The organism is Streptomyces aquilus (genome assembly GCF_003955715.1).
Taxonomy (GTDB): Bacteria; Actinomycetota; Actinomycetes; order Streptomycetales; family Streptomycetaceae; genus Streptomyces; species Streptomyces aquilus.
In genome coordinates this window covers 376,378-400,738 of the sequence record NZ_CP034463.1, presented here as the reverse complement: position 1 = coordinate 400,738, position 24,361 = coordinate 376,378, and the positions used below count along the sequence as shown (strand labels likewise).

26 protein-coding genes and 3 pseudogenes are annotated in these 24,361 nt (G+C 69.0%); 20 read left to right on the top strand and 9 right to left on the bottom strand.

What is annotated here, in order from left to right:
- The first annotated feature begins 45 nt into the window (after positions 1 to 45).
- From EJC51_RS48530 to EJC51_RS49505, 10 genes are all read left to right on the top strand, one after another.
- A complete protein-coding gene (locus EJC51_RS48530; RefSeq protein ID WP_244362389.1) occupies positions 46 to 261 on the top strand; it encodes a hypothetical protein in 216 nt (71 codons plus the stop codon).
- A 46-nt stretch (positions 262 to 307) separates the two neighbouring features.
- Positions 308 to 478, top strand: a complete 171-nt coding sequence (locus EJC51_RS48525) for a hypothetical protein (protein ID WP_244362385.1) — start codon at positions 308 to 310, stop codon at positions 476 to 478.
- Positions 479 to 548: 70 nt separating this feature from the next.
- Positions 549 to 1,316 (top strand): SDR family oxidoreductase, encoded by a 768-nt coding sequence (locus EJC51_RS01940; protein ID WP_126269392.1) that lies wholly within the window; start codon positions 549 to 551, stop codon positions 1,314 to 1,316.
- A gap of 93 nt (positions 1,317 to 1,409) precedes the next feature.
- Entirely contained in the window at positions 1,410 to 2,177 is a 768-nt protein-coding gene (locus EJC51_RS01935) for a glucose 1-dehydrogenase (RefSeq protein WP_126269391.1), read from the top strand.
- A gap of 36 nt (positions 2,178 to 2,213) precedes the next feature.
- Positions 2,214 to 2,627: a (R)-mandelonitrile lyase gene (locus EJC51_RS01930; protein WP_126269390.1), complete on the top strand. Its 414-nt coding sequence runs from the start codon at positions 2,214 to 2,216 to the stop codon at positions 2,625 to 2,627.
- A 342-nt stretch (positions 2,628 to 2,969) separates the two neighbouring features.
- Positions 2,970 to 3,620 carry a (2Fe-2S)-binding protein gene (locus EJC51_RS01925; RefSeq protein ID WP_126269389.1) on the top strand — a complete coding sequence of 217 codons (651 nt, stop codon included), beginning with the start codon at positions 2,970 to 2,972 and terminating at the stop codon, positions 3,618 to 3,620.
- A 12-nt stretch (positions 3,621 to 3,632) separates the two neighbouring features.
- Entirely contained in the window at positions 3,633 to 4,613 is a 981-nt protein-coding gene (locus EJC51_RS01920; protein ID WP_126269388.1) for an FAD binding domain-containing protein, read from the top strand.
- On the top strand, positions 4,610 to 6,805 hold the full coding sequence (locus EJC51_RS01915; protein WP_126269387.1) for a xanthine dehydrogenase family protein molybdopterin-binding subunit: 2,196 nt from the start codon (positions 4,610 to 4,612) through the stop codon (positions 6,803 to 6,805). The genes EJC51_RS01920 and EJC51_RS01915 overlap by 4 nt, the downstream gene beginning before the upstream one ends.
- Before the next feature lie 147 nt (positions 6,806 to 6,952).
- Positions 6,953 to 8,068: an XdhC family protein gene (locus tag EJC51_RS01910; protein ID WP_126269386.1), complete on the top strand. Its 1,116-nt coding sequence runs from the start codon at positions 6,953 to 6,955 to the stop codon at positions 8,066 to 8,068.
- Between the two features lie 217 nt (positions 8,069 to 8,285).
- Positions 8,286 to 8,630 (top strand): DUF2255 family protein, encoded by a 345-nt coding sequence (locus tag EJC51_RS49505; protein ID WP_126269385.1) that lies wholly within the window; start codon positions 8,286 to 8,288, stop codon positions 8,628 to 8,630.
- 266 nt (positions 8,631 to 8,896) lie between these two features.
- Here EJC51_RS49505 and EJC51_RS01895 read toward each other — a convergent pair whose 3' ends face one another.
- A complete protein-coding gene (locus EJC51_RS01895) occupies positions 8,897 to 9,817 on the bottom strand; it encodes a LysR family transcriptional regulator (protein WP_126269384.1) in 921 nt (306 codons plus the stop codon).
- A gap of 99 nt (positions 9,818 to 9,916) precedes the next feature.
- On the opposite strand from EJC51_RS01895, the gene EJC51_RS01890 reads away from it, so the two are divergent.
- A complete protein-coding gene (locus EJC51_RS01890; protein ID WP_166682807.1) occupies positions 9,917 to 10,408 on the top strand; it encodes a GNAT family N-acetyltransferase in 492 nt (163 codons plus the stop codon).
- Between the two features lie 200 nt (positions 10,409 to 10,608).
- On the opposite strand, the gene EJC51_RS01885 is transcribed toward EJC51_RS01890, so the two are convergent.
- The gene (locus EJC51_RS01885; RefSeq protein WP_126269382.1) at positions 10,609 to 10,902 is read right to left on the bottom strand and encodes a hypothetical protein; all 294 of its coding nucleotides are present in this window, start codon (positions 10,900 to 10,902) and stop codon (positions 10,609 to 10,611) included.
- A gap of 84 nt (positions 10,903 to 10,986) precedes the next feature.
- On the opposite strand from EJC51_RS01885, the pseudogene EJC51_RS01880 reads away from it, so the two are divergent.
- A pseudogene (locus EJC51_RS01880) lies at positions 10,987 to 11,369 on the top strand (transposase family protein); the annotation flags it as partial.
- Between the two features lie 84 nt (positions 11,370 to 11,453).
- Here EJC51_RS01880 and EJC51_RS01875 read toward each other — a convergent pair.
- From EJC51_RS01875 to EJC51_RS49365, 3 genes and pseudogenes are all read right to left on the bottom strand, one after another.
- Positions 11,454 to 12,473, bottom strand: coding sequence for a S66 peptidase family protein (locus tag EJC51_RS01875; protein WP_126269381.1), 1,020 nt, complete (start codon positions 12,471 to 12,473; stop codon positions 11,454 to 11,456).
- Positions 12,470 to 12,853, bottom strand: a pseudogene (locus tag EJC51_RS48515) (hypothetical protein); the annotation flags it as partial. The gene EJC51_RS01875 and the pseudogene EJC51_RS48515, both read right to left, overlap by 4 nt.
- 376 nt (positions 12,854 to 13,229) lie before the next feature.
- The gene (locus tag EJC51_RS49365; protein ID WP_208870859.1) at positions 13,230 to 13,541 is read right to left on the bottom strand and encodes a hypothetical protein; all 312 of its coding nucleotides are present in this window, start codon (positions 13,539 to 13,541) and stop codon (positions 13,230 to 13,232) included.
- Between the two features lie 103 nt (positions 13,542 to 13,644).
- Here EJC51_RS49365 and EJC51_RS01855 point away from each other — a divergent pair, with 103 nt between their 5' ends.
- The gene (locus EJC51_RS01855; protein WP_126276755.1) at positions 13,645 to 14,403 is read left to right on the top strand and encodes a phosphotransferase; all 759 of its coding nucleotides are present in this window, start codon (positions 13,645 to 13,647) and stop codon (positions 14,401 to 14,403) included.
- Between the two features lie 377 nt (positions 14,404 to 14,780).
- Here EJC51_RS01855 and EJC51_RS01845 read toward each other — a convergent pair whose 3' ends face one another.
- Positions 14,781 to 15,329 carry a TetR/AcrR family transcriptional regulator gene (locus EJC51_RS01845; RefSeq protein WP_126269379.1) on the bottom strand — a complete coding sequence of 183 codons (549 nt, stop codon included), beginning with the start codon at positions 15,327 to 15,329 and terminating at the stop codon, positions 14,781 to 14,783.
- A gap of 25 nt (positions 15,330 to 15,354) precedes the next feature.
- Positions 15,355 to 15,828, bottom strand: a complete 474-nt coding sequence (locus EJC51_RS01840; protein WP_126269378.1) for a nuclear transport factor 2 family protein — start codon at positions 15,826 to 15,828, stop codon at positions 15,355 to 15,357.
- Between the two features lie 270 nt (positions 15,829 to 16,098).
- Here EJC51_RS01840 and EJC51_RS48505 point away from each other — a divergent pair.
- Positions 16,099 to 16,387: pseudogene (locus EJC51_RS48505) on the top strand (IS630 family transposase); the annotation flags it as partial.
- Positions 16,388 to 16,578: 191 nt separating this feature from the next.
- Positions 16,579 to 17,430 carry an NAD(P)H-binding protein gene (locus EJC51_RS01825; protein ID WP_208870673.1) on the top strand — a complete coding sequence of 284 codons (852 nt, stop codon included), beginning with the start codon at positions 16,579 to 16,581 and terminating at the stop codon, positions 17,428 to 17,430.
- 144 nt (positions 17,431 to 17,574) lie between these two features.
- Here EJC51_RS01825 and EJC51_RS01820 read toward each other — a convergent pair whose 3' ends face one another.
- Positions 17,575 to 17,772, bottom strand: a complete 198-nt coding sequence (locus tag EJC51_RS01820) for a hypothetical protein (RefSeq protein ID WP_126269377.1) — start codon at positions 17,770 to 17,772, stop codon at positions 17,575 to 17,577.
- A 365-nt stretch (positions 17,773 to 18,137) separates the two neighbouring features.
- Between EJC51_RS01820 and EJC51_RS01815 the strand changes: the two genes are divergently transcribed.
- The gene (locus EJC51_RS01815) at positions 18,138 to 18,458 is read left to right on the top strand and encodes a three-helix bundle dimerization domain-containing protein (protein ID WP_126269376.1); all 321 of its coding nucleotides are present in this window, start codon (positions 18,138 to 18,140) and stop codon (positions 18,456 to 18,458) included.
- A 1,398-nt stretch (positions 18,459 to 19,856) separates the two neighbouring features.
- Here the strand turns inward: EJC51_RS01815 and EJC51_RS01810 are convergent.
- Entirely contained in the window at positions 19,857 to 20,816 is a 960-nt protein-coding gene (locus EJC51_RS01810) for a helix-turn-helix domain-containing protein (protein ID WP_126269375.1), read from the bottom strand.
- A 246-nt stretch (positions 20,817 to 21,062) separates the two neighbouring features.
- Here EJC51_RS01810 and EJC51_RS01805 point away from each other — a divergent pair, with 246 nt between their 5' ends.
- The 4 genes from EJC51_RS01805 to EJC51_RS01790 all read left to right on the top strand — a co-directional run bounded on the left by EJC51_RS01805 (position 21,063) and on the right by EJC51_RS01790 (position 24,312).
- Positions 21,063 to 21,908 (top strand): SDR family oxidoreductase, encoded by an 846-nt coding sequence (locus EJC51_RS01805; protein ID WP_126269374.1) that lies wholly within the window; start codon positions 21,063 to 21,065, stop codon positions 21,906 to 21,908.
- 75 nt (positions 21,909 to 21,983) lie between these two features.
- Positions 21,984 to 22,466: a nitroreductase family deazaflavin-dependent oxidoreductase gene (locus tag EJC51_RS01800; RefSeq protein ID WP_126269373.1), complete on the top strand. Its 483-nt coding sequence runs from the start codon at positions 21,984 to 21,986 to the stop codon at positions 22,464 to 22,466.
- Between the two features lie 238 nt (positions 22,467 to 22,704).
- Positions 22,705 to 23,685: an aldo/keto reductase gene (locus EJC51_RS01795; protein ID WP_126269372.1), complete on the top strand. Its 981-nt coding sequence runs from the start codon at positions 22,705 to 22,707 to the stop codon at positions 23,683 to 23,685.
- Between the two features lie 87 nt (positions 23,686 to 23,772).
- Positions 23,773 to 24,312, top strand: a complete 540-nt coding sequence (locus EJC51_RS01790; RefSeq protein ID WP_126269371.1) for an NAD(P)H-dependent oxidoreductase — start codon at positions 23,773 to 23,775, stop codon at positions 24,310 to 24,312.
- Positions 24,313 to 24,361: the final 49 nt, after the last annotated feature.

The following is a 24,361-nucleotide window of genomic DNA, read 5'->3' as shown; positions in this document are numbered from 1 at the left end:
TTCCGCATCCGGACCACCCCCGGCAAGCCGCCCTTCGTCGCGTGGATGCTCGCCGCCGGCGCGTTCCTGATGGGGACCGCCGAGTTCGTCGTCGGCTCCTTCGCCGGCCAGTTCACCGGCTGGCGCGGCCCCTTCTGGGCCCTGGCCGTCCTCGCCGGGCTCGCCGCCGTGTTCGTCGGCCGCTTCATCCCGGCCCGGGAGAAGCGCGTCGAGGTGTCCGTCCGGGCCGAGGCCCGGGCTCTGCGTCAGGGCCGGAGATGATCCCGCTGCCCACCAACCCCGTCACGCCACGACTCTGGTCCTCCCCATGGCCCTGAGCGGCTTCACGGTCAACCCGGTCGTCACCGCCCTCACCCTCCTCCCGCTGCTCGCCCTCGCCGTCCACGGCACCTCCCACCGGGGTCGGATCGTGGCCCGGAGCAGCGCTCCTACTCACGCGCGCCGCGACGAATCGGCGCAGGTGCCGTCGCGGGACTGACCCTGGCCGAGATCCGCGTGCCGCCGAATGCGCATCAGCTGACGTACCCGCAAGCGAGAGGACTCCTCCCATGACCGTGAGCAACGCAGTCTTCACCGGGCAGTCGGTCTTCGTGACCGGAGCCGGCTCCGGCATCGGCCGCGCCACCGCCGTCGCCTTTGCCCGTGCAGGCGCCCGCGTCGCCCTGGCGGACCTGTCTCGGGGCGGCCTGCGGGAGACCGCACGGCTCATCGAGGAAGCGGGCGGCGAGGCTCTGGCCCTCGCCTGCGACGTCACGAGCGAGAACGACGTGAAGTCCGCCCTGGACGAGACCGTCCAGGCGTTCGGACGGCTGGACGTCGCCTTCAACAATGCCGGTGTCGAGCAGCCGGTCAAGTCGGCCGCGGACATCCCCAAGGACGAGTGGGACAGCGTCATCGGCGTCAGCCTCACCGGCATGTTCCTGTGCATGAAGCACCAGATTCCGCTGATGCTCCAGCAGGAGGGCGGCGCGATCGTCAACGCCTCGTCCGGCGCCGGCGTCAAGGGCTTCAAAGGACAGGCGGCCTACGCCGCCGCCAAGCACGGTGTCATCGGGCTGACCCGCTCAACTGCCCTCGACTACGCGGCGTCCGGCATCCGCGTCAATGCCATCTGCCCCGGCATCACCGACACGGAGATGATCGAGCGCTTCGCGGACAGCACGCCCGGTGGACGCGACGCCCTGATCGCGGACGAGCCGATCGGACGCCTCGGCACCCCGGAAGAGATCGCGGCTGCCGTGCTCTGGCTCTGCTCGGACGCCGCCTCCTTCGCCACCGGCCACGCCCTGGTCGTCGACGGTGGCCAAACCGTCTGACGGCGGCTCACCAAACCGTGCCGCCGCAGTTCATCGAGCAGCCCCAGTACTACGCGCACCGCCACACCTCAGCGCTCGAAGGGACAACCCGACGTGAATCCCAGCTTCGACTTCACCGGCCAGGTCGCTCTCGTCACCGGAGCCGGCGCCGGTATGGGCCTGGCGACCGCCCGCGCCTTCGCCGCGTCCGGCGCCGCTGTCGCCCTCACCGACATCGACGAAGCAGCCCTGAACGCGGCCTCGAAGGAGCTCACCGACGCCGGCCACCAGGTCCTCGCCCTCACCTGCGACGTCAGTGACGAGGGGCAGGTCGCCACCGCAGTGGACCGCACCGTGGAATCCTTCGGCCGCCTCGACATGGCCTACAACAACGCCGGCATCCAGATTCCGCCCAGCGACGCAGCCGACGAACCCGCCGAACGGTTCGACCGCGTCAACGCCATCAACCTCCGCGGCGTGTGGGCCTGTATGAAGCACGAACTGCGGCACATGCGCGCCCAGGGCAGCGGAGCCATCGTCAACTGCTCATCCCTGGGCGGCCTGGTCGGCCTGCCCGGCCGCGCCTCCTACCACGCCTCCAAGCACGGAGTCATCGGCCTGACCACCAGCGCCGCCCTCGAATACGCACCCCGCGGCATCCGCATCAACGCGATCTGCCCCGGCACCATCGACACCCCCATGGTCAGCGACATGATCGCCAAGGGAGAACTCGACCGCGCCGCGGCCGAGGCCGATCAGCCCATCAACCGCCTCGGAACCGCTGAGGAGATCGCCCAGGCGGTCCTGTGGCTGTGCAGCCCCGGCGCCGGCTTCGTGGTCGGCGTCGCCCTCCCCGTCGACGGCGGCTATGTCGCCCGCTAGAGACAAAACACCCGCGAAAGAGAGCTGAGAGACATCATGGAATTCATCAAGCAGCAGCCCAGCAGCAAGGCTCCGGCGGACTGGTTCACCGGCGACGTGTGGTGGGACGTCATCGTGGCCGGCCAAGAACCGTCCAGGATGCGTGCCAATCTGGTCCGCTTCTCACCGGGCGCCCGCACCAACTGGCACTCCCACGCTGTGGGCCAGACCCTCCACGTCGTTTCCGGCGTCGCCCTGATCGGCACCCGCGACGGCACCGTCTTCGAGGCCCACCCCGGCGAGACCGTCACCTGCCCGCCGAACGAGGAACACTGGCACGGCGCTGCCCCCGACCGGTTCATGGAGCACATCGCCCTGTGGGAAGGCACAGGTGACGGCACCCCCGAGACCACCTGGGCCGAGCCGGTCACCGACCAGCAGTACAACAGCCCCCGCACCCGCAATCAGTAGCCCAGGCCAACCCATCACGCGGCCCGGGATCACTCAAGGCATCAGGGCCGCCTCGCAGGAGGGCCGTTGTGGGTCCGCCGGCCAGGCATGGAGGCGGCGCGGCTCTGTCCTGCCACTCCCCGAGCGAACGTGCCCGGTGACGTCGGTCAGTTGCTCCTGACGGAGAGTAAAGGGGGAGGAAAGTCTCCCTGCCACGAGCGTGGTCGCTGGTGCAAGACTCCCCGTGCGAGCAGTCGCCGCTGCCAAGGCACGCGGTGGCCCAATTCCCTGCGGTGACGACGATTCAGTCTCCCGTTCCGCTGTCGAGTACGGCCGAACCGTCCGCGATACGAAGGCGTACGTATGTCCACTGAACTCCCTGAGTCTGCCGTTCCATCCCCCACCGGAGCCGCTGAGTCCTCCCCGGCGCCCACTCGGCGCACCTTCATCGCCACCAGTACCGCGGTCGGTGGCGCCGTCGTCGCGGGCGGCGTGATCGGAGGGACAGGCCTTTTCGGGCAGGAGGAAGCGACCGCCACCGAGGCGCCGCCCTCCAGCCACGTGTCCCTGACGGTCAACGGCACCCGGCGCACGGTGACGGTCGACAACCGCACGTCGCTGCTGGACCTGCTGCGCGAGCACTTCGGCCTGACCGGCTCCAAGAAGGGCTGCAACGCCGGTGCTTGCGGCGCGTGCACGGTCCTGGTCGACGGCCGGCGGGTCAACTCCTGTCTGACGCTCGCGGTGCGCTTGGAGAGCGCCGAGGTCACCACGATCGAGGGCCTGGCCGACGGCGATCGACTCCACCCGTTGCAGCAGGCGTTCATCGACGAGGACGCCTTCCAGTGCGGCTACTGCACTCCAGGGCAGATCGTGTCCGGTGTGGGCTGCATCCAGGAGGGGCACACCGGTTCGCCGGAGGAGATCCGGGAGTGGATGAGCGGCAACATCTGCCGCTGCGGCTGTTACGTGAAAATCGTGCGCGCGGTCGAGCAGACCGCGGGCCGGAAGTAAGGAGCGGCCGTCGTGCATCCCTTCACCTACACCCGCGTCTCCGACACCCGTGAAGCCCTCAACGCCGCTCGCAGAGGCGGCCGTTACATCGCCGGCGGCACCACGCTCGTCGACCTGATGCGGGAAACCGTCGAGCGTCCCGAGGCCCTGGTCGACATCGGCGCCCTGCCGCTCGACAAGGTCACCGTCACCGAACGCGGCGGTCTGCGGATAGGCGCCCTGGTGACCATGTCCGAGGCCGCCGCCCATCCCAAGGTGCGCACGCTGTACCCGGTCGTCTCCGAGGCGCTGGAGCTGAGTGCGTCCGCGCAGCTGCGGAACATGGCCACCATCGGCGGCAACATCATGCAGCGCACCCGCTGCGCCTACTTCCGCGACGTGACCGCCGCCTGCAACAGGCGTGAGCCGGGGACGGGTTGCGCGGCCCGGGAGGGCTTCAACCGCACGCACGCGATCCTGGGCACGTCCGCGTCCTGCGTGGCCACCCACCCCTCCGATGCCGCCGTGGCCTTCGCCGCGCTGGAGGCGACCGTCCACCTGCTCGGCCCGGACGGCGAACGCCGTATCGCCTTCGCTGACTTCCTGCTGCCGCCCGGCAGCACCCCGAACCGTGAACAGGCCCTCCGACAGGGCGAATTGATCACCGCGGTGGAGATTCCCGCCCTCCCTCGCCCTCTGAAGTCGGGTTATCTGAAGGTGCGGGACCGGCAGTCCTACGAGTTCGCCCTCACCTCGGCGGCCGTGGCGCTGCATGTGCGCGGCGGGGTGATCCGCGAGGCGCGAGTGGCCGCCGGAGGGGTGGGCACGGTGCCGTGGAAGCTGCCGGCCGTCGAACGGCACCTCGTCGGCGAGCGCCCCTCGGACTCGTTGTGGACGGCCGCTGCCGCACAGGCGGCACAAGGCGCCCGTCCTCTGCAACACAACCGGTTCAAGGTCGAGTTGCTCAAGCGGACCGTGGAACGCCAGCTGCGCGTCGTAGGAGGTACCAAGTGAGCCCCCAGCCGCAGGCCGCCGTGGGCGCGCCGCTGTCGAGGGTGGACGGCCGGCTCAAGGTCACCGGCACGGCGCAGTACGCCGCCGAGTTCGATGTCGAAGGGACGGTACATGCCGTCATCGTGGACGCGAGTATCGGCCGCGGGCGGATCACCGGCGTCGACACCGGGGCCGCCGAGGCCCTGCCGGGCGTGCTGCGGGTGATCCACCACGGCAACGCGCCGAAGCTGCCGTACCGCGACAACCCCGGGTCCAACAACCCGCCCGGGCGCAGGCTCCGCGTGTTCCAGGACGACCGGGTGCTCTTCCACGGCCAGCCGGTGGCCGTCGTGGTCGCCACCAGCCTGGAGGCCGCGCAGCACGGCGCGAGCCTGGTGAAGGTCGAGTACGACGCCGAAAGGCCCTCGACCGACCTGCACGAGGCAGAGCGGGCCGAGCCGACGAACTACGCGCGCGGCGATGCGGAAGCGGGCCTGCGCGGGGCTCCCGTACGGCTGGATCTGGCGTACCGGCTGGCGCGCAACCACCACAACCCGATGGAGCCGCACGCCACCATCGCCCGCTGGGACGGCAACCGGCTCACCGTCTGGGACAAGACCCAGTGGGTCGTCGGTACGCACGACGAACTCGCCGCGGTCTTCGACCTGCCCGCGGAGTCGGTGCGGATCATCAACCCGTTCGTCGGCGGCGGGTTCGGCAGCGGGCTGCGCTGCTGGCCGCACACGGTCGTCGCCGCGCTGGCCGCGCGGGAGACGAAACGTCCGGTGAAGCTGGTGCTGAGCCGTCGGCAGATGTACTTCGGCACCGGCTTCCGGCCCTCGTACGAGTACCGGCTGCGCCTGGGCAGCGACCGGCGCGGCCGGCTGACCGCCGCGATCCACGACATCGACGCCGAGACCTCCTCCTACGAGACGTTCACCGAGGCCGTCATGGCGGCGGGGCAGATGATGTACAGCATGCCCAACGTCCGTCAGGCGTACCGGCAGGTCGCCCTGGACGTGAACACCCCGATCTGGATGCGTGGCCCCGGTCTGGCCACGGCGTCGTTCGCCATCGAGTCGGCCATGGACGAGCTCGCCCACGAACTGGGCGTCGACCCGATCGAGTTGCGCCGGCGCAACGAGCCGTCCGAGGACGAGTCGAGCAACCTGCCCTTCTCCACCCGCCGGCTGCGCGAGTGCTACACCGTGGGAGCCCGCGAGTTCGGCTGGGACCGCCGTAACCCGAGGCCCCGCTCGACGCGGGACGGGGACTGGCTGATCGGTCTGGGCATGGCCGCCGGTGTCTACGATCCGGGCCGTTTCCCCGCGCAGGCCCGGGCCCGCCTCGATGCCGACGGCACCGCCGTGGTCGAGACGGCCACCAGCGACATGGGGCCGGGTACCTACACCTCCCAGACCCAGGTCGCGGCCGACGCCCTCGGGCTGACCATGCATACGGTCACCTTCCGGCTCGGCGACTCCCTCTACCCGCCGACCGGCCCGCACGGCGGCTCGGCCACCATGGCCAGCGTCGGCTCCGCCGTCGTCGACGCCTGCGACAAGGTACGGCAGCAGGCGATCCGCCTGGCCGTCGAGGACCGCGGGTCGCCGCTGTACGGGGTGGACGCCGGCAAGGTGGTGGTACGCGGCGGCCGACTGCACGTGCAGGGCGATCCGGCGCGCGGCGAGACGTACAAGAACCTGCTGGCCCGCAACGACCGCACCCACCTTCAGGCGGACGGCTCCTACACCGGGCCGCCCAACCCGGCACGCCGCTCGTACCACGCCTACAACGCCACCTTCGCCGAGGTCGCCGTCGACGCGACCCTGGGCCTCGTACGGGTCAGGCGCATGCTCGGCGTGTACGACGCGGGCCGCATCATCAGCCCCAAACTCGCCGAGAGCCAGGCGTTCGGCGGCATCGTGGGCGGCATCGGCGCGACCCTGCTGGAGCACACGGTCACCGACCACCGCGACGGCCGGATCGTGAACGCCAACCTCGCCGACTACCTCGTCCCCGTCAACGCCGACATCCCCGAGGTCAGGGCGATCTACCTGGGCGGCGAGGACAACGACGGCAACGCGCTCGGCGTCAAGGGGCTCGGCGAGGTCGTCCAGGTGGGGGTGGCGGCCGCGATCGGCAACGCGGTCTTCAACGCCACCGGACGGCGTGTCCGCGAACTGCCCATCACCGCCGAGGCGTTGCTCTGACGACACCGCCTCCCTGGCCGGGTCCGGCAGCCGAACCCCCCGTACGGCTGCCGGACCCTCCCGGGCCGCCGCCACGCGACGCTTTCCCCGGCGGCGCGGCGGCGGCCCGCTCACCTTCCGTTCCTGGCCCTGCCGTGGAGAACTGCCATGCTCAACATCGCGGACACACTGCACCGCTGGTGCCGCGAGGCCCGCCCCTTCGCCCTGGCCACTGTCATCGACGTCACCGGCAGCGCACCCCTGCCCATCGGCACGTCGGTCGCGGTGGACGAGGACGGCACCGCGGTCGGCAGCATCTCCGGCGGCTGCGTCGAGGGCGCGGTCTACGAACTGTGCCAACAGGTGCTCCGCGACCACGGCGCCCCGCAGCGGGCCTGGTTCGGCTACTCCGACGACGACGCCTTCGCCGTAGGACTGACCTGCGGCGGCGAACTCGACGTCCTCGTCCAGCGCATCGATCCCGCGGCTCAGCCGCATCTCGGCGCGGCACTCTCCGAGATCGCCCAGGGGCGGCCGGTCGCCGTCGCCCAGGTCGTGGACGGCCCCGAGCGCCTCCTCGGCTCCACGCTGAGCGTGCTCGGCGGTGGCCACGCCACCTACGGGCGGGTGGCCGACGGCCCGGCCGACCGGGTGGTCGCCGACCAGGCCAAGGCCCTGCTGCGGGCCGGCCGCACCGCCCGCGTCGACATCGGCGGGGCCGGGGAGGCGTGCCCCGAAGCGCTGTCCGTCCTCGTCCACGTGCACGCGTCCCGGCCGCGTCTGCTGGTCTTCGGCGCGGTCGACTTCGCCGCAGCCCTCAGCCAGGCCGGCCGCTTCCTCGGCTACCACGTCACCGTCTGCGACGCCCGCCCGGTCTTCGCCACGCCCGCACGCTTCCCACACGCGGACGAGGTGGTGGTCGACTGGCCCCACCGCTACCTGGAGCACGCGACCGTGGACGCACGCACCGCGGTCTGCGTCCTCACCCACGACGCCAAGTTCGACATCCCCCTGCTCCGGCTGGCCCTCACCCTGCCCGTCGCCTACGTGGGGGCCATGGGCTCCCGGCGCACCCACGCCGAGCGCCTGCGCCTGCTGCGCGAAGAGGGCGTCACGGACGAGGAGTTGGCACGGCTGTGTTCCCCGATCGGCCTCGACCTCGGAGCCCACACGCCCGAGGAGACCGCCGTCTCCATCACCGCGGAGATCATCGCCCGGACCAACCAGGGCACGGGCCGACCCCTGACCCGGATCACCGGCCCGATCCACCGGCCCCGCGGTTGATGAACTACCGGTAGACCCCAAGAACGACCGCACGCAAGGAGAGACATCGCGATGACGCCCCGGACCACCGACCGGCTCAACGCGATCGAGAAGACCGCCGCACTGCACATCGAGCCCCAGCGGGCCGACGGCCGGCGGCGCACGCTCACCACCATCTGGTGGTGAGCGAACGAGACCACCTCTACGTGCGTTCTGCAACAGCCCCGACGGCGCCCGGTTGCGCACCGCGAAGGCCGGCGGGACCGGCCACATCCGCTGCGGCGGCACCGGCCAGGACCTCACCTTGACCCCGACCCACGACGGCGCACTCAACGACCGCAACGACGGCGCCTACCGCACCAAGTACGCCGCCGCCCTCGCCTACGTCCCGCCGGTGGTCGCCGACCGGTGCCACGCCGCCACCCTCAAGCTCACCCCCCGCGGACCGAAGCCGGCCAGTCCCTCGCAAGGAATACCTCGTGACCACATTGGCCCTCATCCGAGGACTCGGGGTCCGGGTGGTCGGGGTGCTGGGCGCGGGTGGGATGGGCACTGTGTACGCCGCGGTGGGGGAGCGGGGTGAGCGGGTAGCGGTGAAGGCTGTGCACGCCGGGCAGGCTGCGGATGACCAGTTCCGGGCCCGATTTCAGCGCGAGGTGCAGGTTCTGATGTGCGGTCGGCGCTTGGTGGGCCGGATCCGCGTCGACTTTCCCCGGCGGCACGAGGGTGGTACTGCTTCGCGGCCAGGACCAGATCGGCGGCGCGCCGCATCACGATGACTGAGCTGACAGCCGTGGGCGGCGTGGTGGGGTTCGACTGATCAAGGATTTGGCTTCTCGCCGCAGCTTGTCATTGCGTTCTGGCCGTGCGGCTGTGGCCACGGCCTGTCACGGACTCGGATGCTGCGATGAAGGCTTGTACGAGGGGACGGTTGTCTCCTCGGCGGGTGGCCATGAAGACCCGGCTCATGGTGGGAGGTCCGTCGAGTTCAAGCCGCCGGGCACCTGGGGGGAGCAATGTCGTGACGCTGTAGGGGGCGATGGTGACGCCAAGGCCGGCGGCGACGAACATGATGATGGTGTGCCAGTTCGAGCACTCCTGCGCGGCCTGGACGTCGATGCCGGCGTCACGCAACGGCTGTGTGTTCAGGTCGAACGCCTGGGATCCTGCTGAACGCGGGAACAGGATCAGCGGGTCGGTGGCCAGCGCCGATGCTTCCACATGATCGGCCCTTGCGGCTGGGTGGTCCGCGGGGACGACGGCCACGAGTCGTTCCGTTGTCAGCGGGGAAAGGTCGATGTCGTCCCGCTCATCAGCATCCCGCACGATCCCGATGTCGGCCGTGCCCCGTTGCAGAGCCGCCAGGACATCGACGGTGAAGCCGTCGTGCAGTTTGACCTGGACGTCTGGGCGGCAGCGGGAGAATTCACGGATCCGTTCGCCGACGATCGCCGTCGCGGAGGTGATGAAGGCGACGTCCAGGCGGCCGGCTTCGCCGCGTCCGACGCGGCCGGCCTCGTCGAGGTCGGCCGCCAGGCGGCCCAGAAGGTCCCTCGCCCGTGGCTGGAACGCCGCTCCCGCGTCCGTGAGGCGGACGCTTCGGGAGGTCCGCCGGAACAGCTCAACGCCGATGATCTTCTCGAGCTGCTTGACCTGCTGGGACAGGGCGGGCTGAGCGATGTTCAGGCGCCGGGCGGCACGGCCGAAGTGCAGTTCCTCGGCCACAGCCAGAAAGTACCGCAGGTGCCGGAGCTCGATTCGCTGATCCATAGTTCAAGGTTATTGATACGGGCTACTGCGTGTATTGGACATATGAGTACGTGGGGCCGGAGGCTGGCCGGGAACTACACCCGAAGGGAAACCCGCCTCATGCCGCACCTCTCTGCTCCCACCGTGGTCTCCTCGATCGCCTCGCCATGTGATGCCGACGCGTTCCGCGTGTTGAACGAGGAGTGGATCTCTCGCCTGTTCACCCTGCAGGAAGAGGACCGGGCGGTTCTCGGGGACCCGTTCGGCCGCATCGTGGACCTGGGCGGTGATGTGCTCCTGGCACGCGAGCGGGGCAGCGGCGCTGCTGTCGGTTGCGTCGCGCTCTTGGCTTATCCGGACGCCGTGTTCGAGCTGGCGAAAATGGCCGTGGCCCCCGCCGCGCGGGGACGCGGCATCGGCCGCCAACTCGTCGCCGCAGCAATCGACCGAGCCCAGGCACTTGGTGCGGCCCGACTCTTCCTCGGTACGAACAGCAAGCTGGCTCCCGCCATCCACCTGTACGAGGAAGCCGGGTTCGTCAGGATCACCCGCAGCCGTCTGCCCGTAGCCGACTATTACGCCCGCGCCGACATCCTCATGGAACTGAGGTGACCCCGGCAGTGTCCGGGGCTCTGTGGAATGGTTGCCGTCGTGCAGTGGTGTCAGCGGCGCCCTGGAATTGACTGGCTTCGTCTATGACCAAGGTTGTCCCGCAGCACTGGGCTCGTCCCGGCGCCTGCCGTGCTGCTGACGCGCACCCCCTTCGCTCTGATGCCTACAAGAAGGTAGGCCGCACGGTGTGTGGGAGGCGCTCAGTCCAGAGCAGCGGTAACTGCCTCAGACACCGTCAGTCCCGCCTCCTGGATCCGCTGACGCATGTCTCCTTCGTACAGCCAGGCGCACGCCTCGATCGTCGGGTGGAGTTCAGCCAGGATCAACGCCGCACGCTTCGGCACGTGGGTTTCTTCCCTCCAAGCCGTTCCACAGCGATCGATCTCCTCCCGCAGCTGAAGGAGCGCCTGCTCGTTGAACCCTTCGTTCATGCGCAGGGGGATCACGAAACGATCCGCCGCCTCTTCCAGACGACTGACCGAGTCTGTCTCCATGTGTGCCTCCGTCTCGGGCCGTTCGCAGCGCAGTGGGACGATCCTCTCGCGGCTGGTGTGATCACGGCGGCACAGCCGTCATGGATGGGACCGTTCAGCGGGCTGAGCCCGCGCTGCTTCGGCAAGCTGCGCACCAACGTGACGCTGCGCCGGCTCGTGCCGCTGTTCGGAATCTCGAAGTCTGCGGCCGACCGCGTCATCAACCGGCTCGCACCGCTGCTCGCCCTGCGGCCGCGCCGCCGGTTTTGCAAGGTCGCTGTGCTCCTCGTGGACGGCACCCTGGTCCCCACGCGTGACCATGCGGTGGCCGAGCAGTCGAAAAGCTACCTCCTGGCAACCGCAACAACTGCACGGCACGGCAGTTGTCCGGAGCGAAGGCAGCTGTCGGCAGCATCACGGTGATCGCTGACGGCGGCTACCGCGGTACTGGCCTGGTGCTCCCGCACCGTCGTGAAGCAAGCCGGACAAGCGACGCAAGGCGGCGGTCACCCAAGCGTGAGTCGGCCCCAGGGGGTGGTGCCGGGGGCCGTCGGTTCACTGATCCGCGGCGCTCAGCCGACCAGTCCCGTCATCGTGTGCGGCCCTACCGCCGGTTCGAGCAGCGACAACGTCCGCTGCCGCGCATCGAGACCGACGCGGATGCCGACCGGCATCGGCAGATTCGGGCCGGCATGCCCGAACTCGACGTTTCCCAGGACCGGGATGTCACGGTCGCCGAGGACGTCGAGGACTATCTCGGACAGGGTCGGGGACGCGCCGGGCTCCAGTCCACTGACCTCGCGCGGAACGCCAACGACCATGCCGGAGATCCGATCGAGGATTCCGCAGTGTCGCATCACCTGCAGATAGCTCCACACGTGGGATGCCAGGCCGCCCGTCTCCTCCCAGAACAGCACCGCGCCATCGAACCATTCGAGCGGCAGCGCGAAACGCGTCGCCTGCGCCAGCACGATGCGATTGATCACCCCGCCGATCAGCCGACCTTCGACACGACCAGGACGCCAGCACTCCCACGACGGGCTCGCAGGCAGCGCACCGATCGCCGCGGTACCGGTCAGCAACCCGGAGTAGAGCTTCTCGAGTTCCGCTTGGCGCGCCACGGGCGCAGACTGCCAGTGCCCGCCGAAGCCAGGGACGGCCATGTCGGCATGGAACCCGACCAGACCCGTGCGCGCATAGAGCACCAGATGCAGCAGCGAGATGTCGCTGTAGCCCAGGATCGGCTTGGGGTCGGCCCTGATCGCCTCGACGTCGATCAGGTCAAGGTAGCCGAGCGCCGTCTGGCCGCCGTCACTCGCGATGATCGCGCGCACCTCAGGATCCCGCAGAAGACCATTGAGCTCCCCGGCGATCTCCGCCGGCGTGGCCGCGCTCCACCAGTGGCGGCGTCCTACTTCGAGTAGCGGAGCCCGACGCACGCGGAATCCCATGCGCTCGAGTACGACCACCGCCCGCTCGACGTTGGGCTCGTAAGCGGCCGGTAGCGGACCGGACAGCGATGCGATGACAACGAGATCTCCGGCCCTTAGGCCACGCGGTCGAAGCAGTCGTGGCAGTGCAGAACCGGTCATGGCGTCAGTGTCGCCGGTGCCATTGGCAGGGGCATGCGATTTTTTGCCGGTCGTCCGCCCCCGCGCAGGCCCTTCTCGCTGCGGATGGGGGCTCGCTTGCGGCGCTGGGCCGCGAGGACAGCTGGATGGCGGGCGTTGGTGTTGCGCCGGCGCAGGTAGGCGTGCAGGGGGTGAGTCTGGACGGTGTGGTTGCGGTGGTGGGAGTTGGCGACGGTGAATCGCCGCAGTGGCCCGAAATGGGCCTCGACAGGGTTGGTCCCGGACGCGTAAGTCGGGGTGAAGCACAGCTCGACCCGGTTCTTCCTCGCCCAGCGCCGGATCGTGCCGTCCTTGTGGGCGGACTTGTCCAGGATGACGTAGCTCGGGGCGCCGTCAGGGCGGCCGGTGGCGCACCGAGCTGGTGCTGCCGCGGCGCACGATCTGCTACCGCTTCTGCCCCTCCTGGTCGGTCCACCTGCGCACACGGACAGGTTCTGCCACCACACCCGCAACGATCGGACGGACGTCACCACACATCCAACCGGCACGACCACCAACCCGACGAACTACTAGCCATGCCAGGTCAGTTGATCATTGCGGGACAACCTTTAGCGACAGCATTTGTCGATGCGATCTGGCAGTGAACACCTCTCGGCAGGTCGAAGGACCACGATCGTGGCGCAGCCAGTCGGCCGACGCAGCGCCGACGTCGGACGGCAGCGACATGTGTTCGCTCCAGGAAGGATCGCCTTCTCCCAGTGGGCAGATTGGGGCGCGCTATCTGCGCCGCCACGGGAGTTCCGCCTGATAGTCGTCCTCGTGGGTGAGGCCCTTGATGATGGCCTCGCCGATCTCTGCGAACTGGCGGACCTGGTCAGGCGTGAGGTGGTCGAACATCGCCCGGCGCGCCGCCGCGACGTGGCCGGGGGCCGCGACGGCGAGGACGGCGAAGCCTTCGTCGGTGAGTACGGTGAGTACGGTGAGTACGGTGAGTTGGCCGCGCTGGTCCGTCGGCCGTTTCCTGGATGCGGTTACCGAGATTCGAGGCGTGATGTCGTCGGCACGAAAGGGCCGTGAACTGGGAGGCATTCCCCTCACCGAGCGACACCAGGCGGTGATCAACAATAATGGGGTGGAACATGGTGGGCTGATCGAACATGCTGGCTCGGTGCGGCACAATGAAGAACAACCGTTGTCCGGTGGGAACGTCAGCGCTGGTGTGGTCCGCGTCGGAGACACCGTTCGCCGCCCGACCGGACCGTGGACTCCCGCAGTGCACGCCCTGCTGACTCACCTGTATGAGGTGGGGTTCCGGGCGGCACCTCGCCCACTGGGCATTGACGACCAAGGCCGTGAAGTCCTGACCTTCGTGCACGGCCACGTGGTCTGGCCCGATCGGTTTTCTCTGCTCGAGTCCGCTCGGAACCTGGCCGGGGTGGCAGGGCTGATCCGGGACTTCCACGATGCCGTGCGGGGCTTCACACCACCGGCTGACGCGCACTGGCAGGTGTTGATCCCCGCCGAGGGCAGCGACATCATCGCCCATCACGATCTGGCCCCGTGGAACCTCGTGGTCGCAGGCGAGGCCGAGTGGGCCTTCATCGACTGGGACACCGCCGGCCCCGGTTCCCGCCTGTGGGACGTCGCGTACGCCATGCACGGGTTCATTCCGCTGTCCGCTCATCCGGACTGGCAACGCCCCGACGCCGCAGACCGGCTGCGCGTTTTCGCCGACGCCTACGGCCTCGACGAAGACGAACGCCGTCGCCTGGTCCCCCTACTCGGACGCCGAACGCGCTCCATGCACGTCTTCCTGCGCGAGCAAGCCACCCGGGGTATCCAGCCCTGGGCAACCCTGTGGACCGAAGGTCACGGCGACGCCTGGCGAAATGATGCCGAATACATCGAGCAGCGCGAAGACCAGTGGACGCACGCCCTGCTCGGCGGTTGATCTCGTCTCGCCTTTACTGTCGGCGACATCGCGCACGACAGCTCAGTAGTGCATCCATGCTGCCACCGCAAAGGTCCCGTGTGGGTGCGGGGCCTGGTAGGACGCTGGGTGTGACGTCCTGCGATCCGTCACTGGACTGGTACGCCTGGAGAGCGTGGAGAGTGTGGGGATGCGGGAGCAGCTGCTGATCGCCGAGCGGGTCCTGAACCGCCCGGCCGCGCAGGACCGGGCCACGGCGGAGGCCGCCGCAGTTGTAACCCCGACGCCCGCTCGGACGAAGCCTGCCCGTGGCTGGGGGATCAAGCCCCGAGTCCCACCGGCCGAACTGGCCTACGCGGAAGACTCGGGGCCCTCGCCGCCGAACCGCCGGTGGCGGGTTATCGAGCGGTGAGGACGTGTGCCCACGGCTCGTCGATGTCGGCCAGGCCCAGCACGGCGACCACGTTGTCGAGCATCCCGGCGCCGAACCAGCGCCGCACGGCGTCGTCGTCGCCCAGCAGCTGCCGGACGGTGTCGACCTGCTTGGCGTAGCACCGGCGCACGGCCTGTGCCACCAGCGGCTCGCCGACGGCACAGTTCGCGTGCATGAGGAAACGCAGGATGTTCCGGTCCGCGACGAGCGCGGCGTAGGCACCGCGTGCGGCATCCAACGCTGTCTCGGGAGCCGACCCCGCCCCACCCGACGTCGGCGCATGCGCGACCAGCGTCTCGGTCATGACGGCGGACACGTGGTCCACCGCCGCCGCGAACAGTGCTTCCTTGTTCGGGTACAGGCGATAGAGATACGGCTGAGAGATACCGACCCACTCTGCGATCTCGTGCGTCGTCGTACCGTAGAAACCCTTTTGCGCGAAGCAGTCGACCGCGGCGGCCATGATGGCCCGACGGCGTTCGTCGCTCTTCGTGCTGGTACCGGCGACAGGCATGGTCGTCAGTCAAACACGGCTCCTCTCAGCCTCCAAAAGTCACGCCGCGCTCAGAGTCGGACCGCACGTCGGAAGGCGTGAGCGCCTCGATCGCCACCAGCGGGTTCCAGTAGTCCAGGTAATGGGTGATGAGCCCGTCGTCATCGGTCCGCACGACGGAGATGCATGTCTGCTCGTACGGCTTGCCGGTCGGCAGCGCCGTGCCCTTCGAACGGAATTCGGCGATCACCAGGCTCGGGTCGACCGTGTCGTGGAAGACCAGATCGACGAACTCCACGTCGAAGGTCTCGGGAAAGTTGCGCATGTGCGCGACCAGCGCGTCGCGCCCCGTCACCCGCTGAGGCACGCCGGCCGGCGCGTAGGGGAACTCAAGCACTGCGTCCGGGGCGAACAGCTCCACCCATTCGTCGACGCGTCCTGCGGCGGTGAGGCGCAGGTGCTCGGCCAGGGCGTGCTGAGCAGCGGCGCGGCGGTTGGCGTGGTCTTCCGTGACGGTCATCTTCACTCCTGCATTAGTGGTCGACCTATAACTTACCTCATCGGCAGCGGTTGCGCTTAGGGGGCCTGGAGGGCGCCCGCAGGATGCGCACCGGCACGGTCGGGGAGGCTCTGTAGTGATGCGGTTGTCAGGGCTTGAGGACCGCCGGCACATGGTCGAGCGAAACGCTGGCGGGGTCACTCAAATCGACGCCGTCGAACGTTTCTTCGGAGTCCCACTCGACGACGAACCGCACCTGTCGCGGCGCGAGGCCACCCGTAAGGTGCGGACATTCGCCGCTGGGCGAAGAAGAACAAGGTCGAACTGTGCTTCACCCCGACCTACGCCTCCTAGGCCAACCCGATCGAGGCCCACTTCGGCCCGCTGCGGCAGTTCACCCTGGCCAACTAACACCACCGCAGCCACCCCGCACAGACCCGGGCGCTGCACCGCTATCTACGCTGGCGCAGCGCCAACGCCCGCCCCCGACGTCCTCGCCGCACAGCGCCGAGAGCAGGTCCGCATCCGCAGCGAGAAAGGCATCCGCTGGGGCGCACGCCCCCTCACCTCAGCGGCCTGAACACATCCGGCGAACCTGATGCGGTCACAGCACGAGCAGGTGGTTGGTTGCTGTCGAGGCTCAGGATCCTGGGGCTAGGAAAAGGCTTTGACGCGCGGTTCGCTGTTCATCGATGGTGAGCCGGACGTCCGGACCGAGCGGTCACGAACCGCCGCGTCGGCGACGGCTGCACCGCGGTGAGGGAGTTGTGGATGATAGTTGTGTCGGCCGCTTCGGGGGCTTTCGGCCGGCTGGTCATCGACCAGTTGCTGGCCCAGTGCCCGGCTGATCGCGTCGTTGCCGCGGTGCGCAATCCCCAAGGGGCCGCGGATCTCGCCGCTCGCGGGGTCCGTGTCCGCCTCGGTGACTACGATGACCCGGCAACGCTGCGCACCGCGTTCAAGGGAGCCGACCGGCTGCTGCTGATCTCCTCTCCGGAGCTGGAACCCTCCCGCCGCGCCGGCCAGCACCAGGCAGCCATCGACGCGGCGCGCACCGCCGGAGTCGGGGCGATCATCTACACCAGCTTCCTGGGTGCCGACACTCAGGACCAGGGTGTCACCGCAGCTCATCACGCCACCGAGCGCACCCTGTTCGCAAGCGGGCTGCCCCACACGCTGTTGCGCCACCCCTACTACAGCGAGGCATTCCTCAACGCGGGCCTGCGCGCCGCCGTCACCTCGGGTGAACTGGCCAGCGGCACCGGCGGGCGTGGCATCAATACCGTTTTCCGCAGCGAACTCGCCGAGGCCGCCGCCCGCGTCCTCACCGAGGACTGCCACCTCGGCCGCGCCTACGACTTCACCGGCAACCTGTGGACCTACGGCCAGCTCGCCCACACACTCAGCCGTATCTCCGGCAGACCCGTCGTCCACCGAGACAGGCGCGGCCGCGCGCCCGGTGCCCAGGGCTGGCTTGAGGAGCAGGTCCGTGCCGGCGCACTGGAGCGACAGACCGACGATCTCCAGCACGTCCTCGGTCACCCGGTCGCCACCCTCGACCAGGCCGTCACCGCAATCCTCACCCAACCCGCCCCACCAGCCGCCAGTCCTGCCCCGGAGTGACATCGCTCCTCAGCGGCATAGCGGCAGCCGCCGGCTCCAGGTGGTGATCGCCTGATCCGGGCGCAACTCGGCCCCGCTGACGGGTAATCCGCGGCGGCTGGGCGCTCGGATCCGTCGGAGAGAGGAGAGAAGGCATCGCTTTGCTCAGCGTCGGCTTCCGCTTCTGCGGGTGGAGCTTCGCCGGGCGGACCAGCCGGACCCCACGCCCGCCGAGTGCAGAGCGAGGAAAGCAAGCCCGGCAAGCATGAGGCTCGTCGGGCTGAAGATCATCTCGGTCGACGTCTCGGTGACACGGATGATAAACGCGATGACGAAGAGCGCGGCTGCCACGAATGCCAGCATCTGACTTCTCCTGCCGATGGACGGCGAACCACACGTGATCCCGGTGGTTGACCCGCTACCTGCGGGTTCCCCGAACGGTGCCGAGCAGTCGCGTGAATCCCGCGCAGGAGTCGGCGGCGACCCCCAATGACGTGACCTGGTGATGTGGTGAACGGGGCTACCGGGACTGCCGCTACCGGGAACATCCTGGGCTGCCCAGCCCGCAGGTCGACCCATCTCGATACATGTCGAGCTCGTGAACAGATCCGGTGGGCGGTTTCACGGACGCGATCTGTGCCAGTATGGGAACTGGACAGGCCGCCACCGAGCACCCGGATCCTGATCGGATGCCGCGGCCGGCCGTCTGCGACAGTGAGGAGCGCCCCATGGGCGCGAACACGGCCGAAGCCGCGGTACCTGACTCCATTCATGAGCTGACGGACCGGCTGACGGCCTCCTACGCCAACCTGTTGACGGCTGCGATCGTGCGGGACGTGGTACGGGACTGCTACCAGCCGCTCAGCAACGCTCGCATTCCCACCTACGTGCCGATCCTCGTCGAGCACAGCAGCCGCGCCAAGCTACGGCAACTCACCCGGCGCTCCGATCCCACGGTTCTCCTTCGCGAGCACTCCGGCGGGATGCGAGGCCACTCGATGACGCGGGCGTATCGAAGGGTTCGAGTCGCCCTGACCCGCTCGCGATAAGCGCGGCTCCCGCGCCGGTGATGAGTGGCTGTGTCAGTTTCTGCGGGAGCCATTGCGCTGCCGCGAATCGTGATTGCGTCCCCCGTGACGTGGCCGTCGTCATCTGCATGCTCGGGGTCTGTTGCCGCCGGCCGTCGTCGAGCAGTACTCCGATGGGCCGTGCAGGAGGGCGCTCGGCGAGCTGCGGACAGCATTGCAAGAGGCCGATCACGACCGGTCTTCCGTCGATCGCCTCGTCGGGGACGTGCCGCACTCAGGGCGAGTGCTCCCACGAAGAATGCCGGTCAGGCGTAAGGGATCCCGTCGTTGGTGGGGGCCGTGATCCGGATCCGGTCCTCCCCGGCTCACATGGCTCAACCTGCACGTGCGTCAACTGCGGTAGCAGCGAGGCCAGTTCGATGTCACACGCGCCCGGCCTGCCCGAACGATGTGCGCCAGTCCCCGGAAACACCGACTGGATCAACACCTGCGAAAGTCTTGCAGGACCCATATGGGCGAGGTGGGTGGCGAGTCGTTCGGGGGTGCGTGGCACGGGTGTCTGCGGCCGGCCGCAGAGGATCTCGTCGTCTGTTCCGACGCTGTAGGGCGCCACGGGTGCGGTGGCGGCCGGGGACTCCTGCCTCTGGTGGTGAAGTGCAGGTGCGCTGTTGTTGTGGTGGCCGTTTCGCTGACGTGTGAGGGCACCTTGTGCGCGGACCGACGGAGGGGGAGCTCCGGTCCCGCGTGAGTCCCGGTGACTTCGCGCCTCCCATACCCGCACCGCGCAACTGAGGGGGTTGGCAGGATCTCGGTTGCGTCGGCGGCGTTGGACCTGTCGGCCCTCGTGCCCGTGGCGCCGACACATTCCCGCGGCATCGGCGCCACGGTTCGGGCGGGACCAGCCGTGGAGGGGAGCTCGACGCGGCTGGTACTACCCACCTCCAGCCTCCTCCTAAAAGCCCGCTCGACCGGATTCAGCCTCGCGCATTTCCTCTACGCCAGGAGGCCGCACGGCCGACGGATTCCCACCCAACCGCACGCTGCGTGGGCACTTCGTCATGTCGCCCGCGCAAGCAGATCGGGGCGACTAGTCCTCCCAGCCCTCCAGCCAGTACGCGCCAGACAACTCAGCAAGCACCACACCGGATCCGCCCCGCTCACCAACCTCTCCATGCCCGCCTCAACGAGTCCCGACCGATCCGGCAAGGCCGAGTGACATCAAAAGCCATCGCGATTGATCACGCCGAGACCGGCCCAGCGACTCCCCGACACACCGCGAAACGGCTCCCGCTCGGACCTCCACAGCCAGACGGCGGTCTGGACGTCTTCTTCGCAGGTCACGTCGCAGGTCAGGGTGAGGGCTCGGCATCGGCCTTGTCGTGTTCGCGGGCGGGCATGTCGCCACGCGTGGCCCGTCGTTCAGTCCGGTATGTCGCTCGAGTCGGCGGACTGGGAGTCGTTGGCCGGCGCGGACTGCTCGATGCCGTCGTTGGTCGCGGCCCAGCTGGCCAGCAGGTTCAGGGCGTCCTGCGAGAGGGAGTGGGGCTCGGCGGTGTAGGTGAGGAGGAACTGGCTGGGGCCGTCGGGGAGCGGGAAGGTTTCGAAGGGCAGGTCGAGGTCGCCGACGACCGGGTGGTGGAGGAGCTTGACACCGGTGGTGTGCATCCGGACGTTGTGGGCCGCCCAGCGGCGACGGAATTCCGCGCTGCGGGTGGACAGCTCCCCGATCAGGTCCGTCAGTCGCCGGTCGTAGAGGTCGCGGCCGGCCTCGGCGCGCAGCATGGCGACCGTGTCGCCTGCGACTTCGTCCCAGTGGCGGAAGAACTCGGTCGCGTGCGGGCTGAGAAAGACGAACCGGGCGTTGTTCGGCGGCCGTACCGGGTCGGCGTAGACGGGCGAGAAGAGGGCGCGCCCGAGGTGGTTGGCGGCCAGGATGTCCCCGCGTCCGCTGAGGATGAACGCGGGTGTGCCGGCCATTGAGTCGAGGACGCGCTGCACCGTGGGACGTACACGCTGCTGGGCCGGGCGGCGGCGTGGCGGGCGGGTCGTGCCGGCGCCGCGCAGGAGGTCGAGCAGGTGGCTGCGTTCGGCCTCGTCGAGCTGCAGTGCCTGCGCGATGCCTTCGATGACGCTCTCGGAGACTCCGGTGGCGTTGCCGCGCTCCAGCCGGGTGTAGTACTCGCTGGAAATACCCGCGAGGAGGGCGACCTCCTCGCGGCGCAGCCCCGTGACGCGTCGGCGCTCTCCGCCGTACAGGGGCAGTCCGGCCTGCTCGGGGGTGACCCTGGCCCGTCGCGTGCCGAGGAATTCCCGGATCTCCGCACGGAAGTCATCGCGGATGTCACGGTTTGCACCGTTGGGGTCTTTTCTGCCTGCCATGCGCTTCACTCTACGAGCGCATCTGCCCGCTTGGGGGTCCCTGTCAGTGACCCCCTCATCAGGGACTCCCACCCCCGCGTGACAGCCGGTTTTGTTGGTGGTGCACCGCCCACGGCGGAGTGAACCGTCCAGACGGACGCCGCTCGCGCCGCCGGCCTCAGCCCCTTCTGCGGCGCTGTCGGCGCTGTCGGCGTCACCCCCGCACACCACGGGTGCCGGAGTACGGCACGTGAAAGGAAATCCTCCATGAGCAAGGTCATTCTCGTCACCGGTGCCGGACGCGGCCTGGGCACGGACATCGCCCGCGAGGCCCTCGCCGCCGGCCACCAGGTCGTCGCCACCGGCCGCCGCCCCGACGAGGTCGAGAAGAGCCTGGGTGGGCCGCAGGACAACCTGCTGGTCACCAGGCTCGACGTCACCAGCCCGGAGGACGCCGAGGCCACCGTGCAGGCAGCTGTCGACCGCTTCGGCCGCATCGACGTCCTGATCAACAACGCCGGGAACCTCTTCACCGGCTACTTCGAGGAGATCTCGCCCGCGCAGATGCGCAAGCAGTTCGAGACCAACCTCTTCGGCCCGATGAACGTCACCCGCGCCATCCTGCCGATCCTGCGCAAGCAGCGCGCCGGCCACGTCATCACCATCACCTCGACCGCCGGGCTGGTCGGGATGGAGTTCACCTCCGCCTACGCCGCCTCCAAGTTCGCGGAAGAGGGCTGGATGGAGTCCCTCCGCTACGACGTCGAGCCGTACAACATCCACACCACGATCGTGGAGCCCGGCTACTTCCGCACCGAACTCCTCGTGGACGGCTCCACCACCTGGCCCGAGCTGTCCATCGACGACTACGCCCCGCGCACCGCACCCCGGATCGAGGGCATGAAGAGCATGAACGGCCGGCAGCCCGGCGACCCCGCCAAGCTCGCCCGCGCCCTGCTCACCATCGCCCAGCAGGAGGAGCCGCTGCTGCGTTTCGTCGCCGGTGCGGACGCCATCGAGGCCGCCGAGGCCAAGGCGAAGGAACTCCTCGCCCAGGCCGAGGCATCCCGCGAACTGGGCGGCGCGCTGGCCTACGACGGCCACCACGCCTGAGGACCATGCCCCGCACCCCGGCCAGGACGAAGGAGCGCGCCAGGTGCGCGTTTCGACAGCACGGAGAGAGTCGACATGCCCCTCAAAGGCGAGTACGAGCCGAGCAAGGCGCAGTTTGTACGGGACCAGGTGGAGCTGTGCGAAAGCTCCGGCGGTACGCAGGGAACGACGCTGAGTGTCCTGGTCGCACGGGAGGAAGACGAGAGGCTCCGGGACCTGCCCGTCGTCATCCTGACCACCCTGGGCGCAAAGAGCGGCAAGATCCGCAAGACCCCGGTCATGCGAGTGGAGAACGACGGCGCCTACGCCGTGGTCGCCTCCATGGCAGGAGCCCCCAAGCACCCGGTCTGGTACCACAACGCGGTGGCCGACCCCCGAGTCGAGCTTCAGGACGGCCCGGTGCGCCAGGACATGCTGGCACGCGAGGTGACCGGGGACGAGAAGGCCCTGTGGTGGGCCCGAGCCGTCGAGGCGTTCCCCGACTACGCCGACTACCAGAAGAACACAGACCGTGAGATCCCCGTCCTCGTTCTGGAGCCAGCGGCCCACGAGCACTGACCCGGCGCAGCCGGTTCAGCCACGCGGACCCGCCGCAGCCTGACCCATGACGACACCCACGCCGAGGCACCATGCCAGGCCGAGGCCGACGGGTGCGCCTACGGCTCTGACCCGCTCCCCGGGCAACGGCGCCCGCGCCGGCGGCGCACGGATCACCCCTGCACGGTCCGCCAACGGGTGGCGCCCCACTACTCACGACTACCGACCGGCCTGACGTCCGTCACGACAAGGAGTACTGATGAAGCACGTATCACTGGGCGGTCTCGATGTCTCCCGCATCGGCCTGGGAGCCATGACCATGGCCGGCATGTACACCACGGGCGGAGGGCTCGACGACGCCGAGTCGATCCGCACCATCCACCGGGCCATGGACCTCGGCGTCACCCACATCGACACCGCCGAGATCTACGGCCCCTTCCACAGCGAGGAAATCGTCGGCAAGGCCATCAAGGGCCGCCGCGACGACGTCGTCGTGGCGACGAAGTTCGGCCTCGTCTCCCACGCCGGCGACGGCCCCGGCGTCATCGACAGCAGCGCCGGCAACGTGAAAACCGCGGTCGAAGGCTCACTCAAGCGGCTCGGCACCGACCACATCGACCTCTACTACCAGCACCGCGTCGACCCGAACACGCCCATCGAGGAGACCATCGGCGCGCTGGCCGGACTGGTCACCGAAGGCAAGGTGCGCCACATCGGCCTCTCCGAGGCCGGTCCCGAGACGATCCGCCGGGCACACGCCGTCCATCCCGTGGCCGCGCTGCAGACCGAGTACTCCCTGTGGACCCGCGACGTCGAGGCCGAGATCCTCCCGCTGCTGCGCGAGCTCGGCATCGGATTCGTGCCCTACTCGCCGCTCGGACACGGCCTGCTGACCGGGCAGATCCGCACCGTCGACGACTTCGCCGACGACGACTGGCGTAAGACCAACCCGCGCTTCATCGGCGAGAACTTCCAGCGCAACCTGCGCATCGTCGACGAAGTACAGGCCATCGGAGCCGAGATCGGCGCCACTCCGGCCCAGACCGCGCTGGCCTGGTTGCTGACCCGCGGCGACGACATCGCCCCCATCCCCGGAACCCGCCGGGTCGCACGCGTCGAAGAGAACACCGCCGCCGACGGCATCGAACTCAGCGCCGCTCAGCTCGACCGTCTGAACAACCTCACACCGGCCGCGGGCGAACGCCACAACGAGGCGAACATGGCCACCATCGACCGGTGATCCGACCCGCGACGTACTGACCCGTCGCACCCAACCAACCCCGCGTCCGTTCACCCATTTCACTGATCACTGAAAAGGTTCCTCATCATGTCCAAGGTTCTCCTTGTCGTAGGCCACCCCGACCTGTCCCAGTCGAAGGCCAACAAGGCTCTGGTGGACGCCGTCCGCGAGCTGGCCCATGTCACCGTGCACGACCTCTACGCCACCTACCCCGACTTCCGGATCGACGTCGACGCCGAGCAGGCACTGCTGGCCGACCACGACGTGGTCGTCTTCCAGCACCCGGTGTTCTGGTACAACACCACCCCTCTGCTCAAGCAGTGGCAGGACAAGGTCTTCACCCTCGGCTGGGCCTTCACCATGGACGGCTCTCCCTCCAAGCTGGCCGGCAAGAAGGCCGTCGTCGCCGTCACCGCCGGCGTCCCCGCCGAGCACTACACCCCCGAAGGCGCGAACAAGACCACCATCGAGACGCTCCTCAGCAACTGGCACGCAACCCTGCGGCTGTGCCAGTTCGACATCCAGCCGATGGTCAAGCTGTACGGCACCGCCTTCGGCCTCTCCGACGAAGACCTGAACACAGCCGCCAAGCAGTACAACGAACTGCTTGACTCCTTCGCGGCCTGACCGCACGCTCCTCGCCGGATCGTGCCAAGCGGCAGAAGTGTGCGAGCCA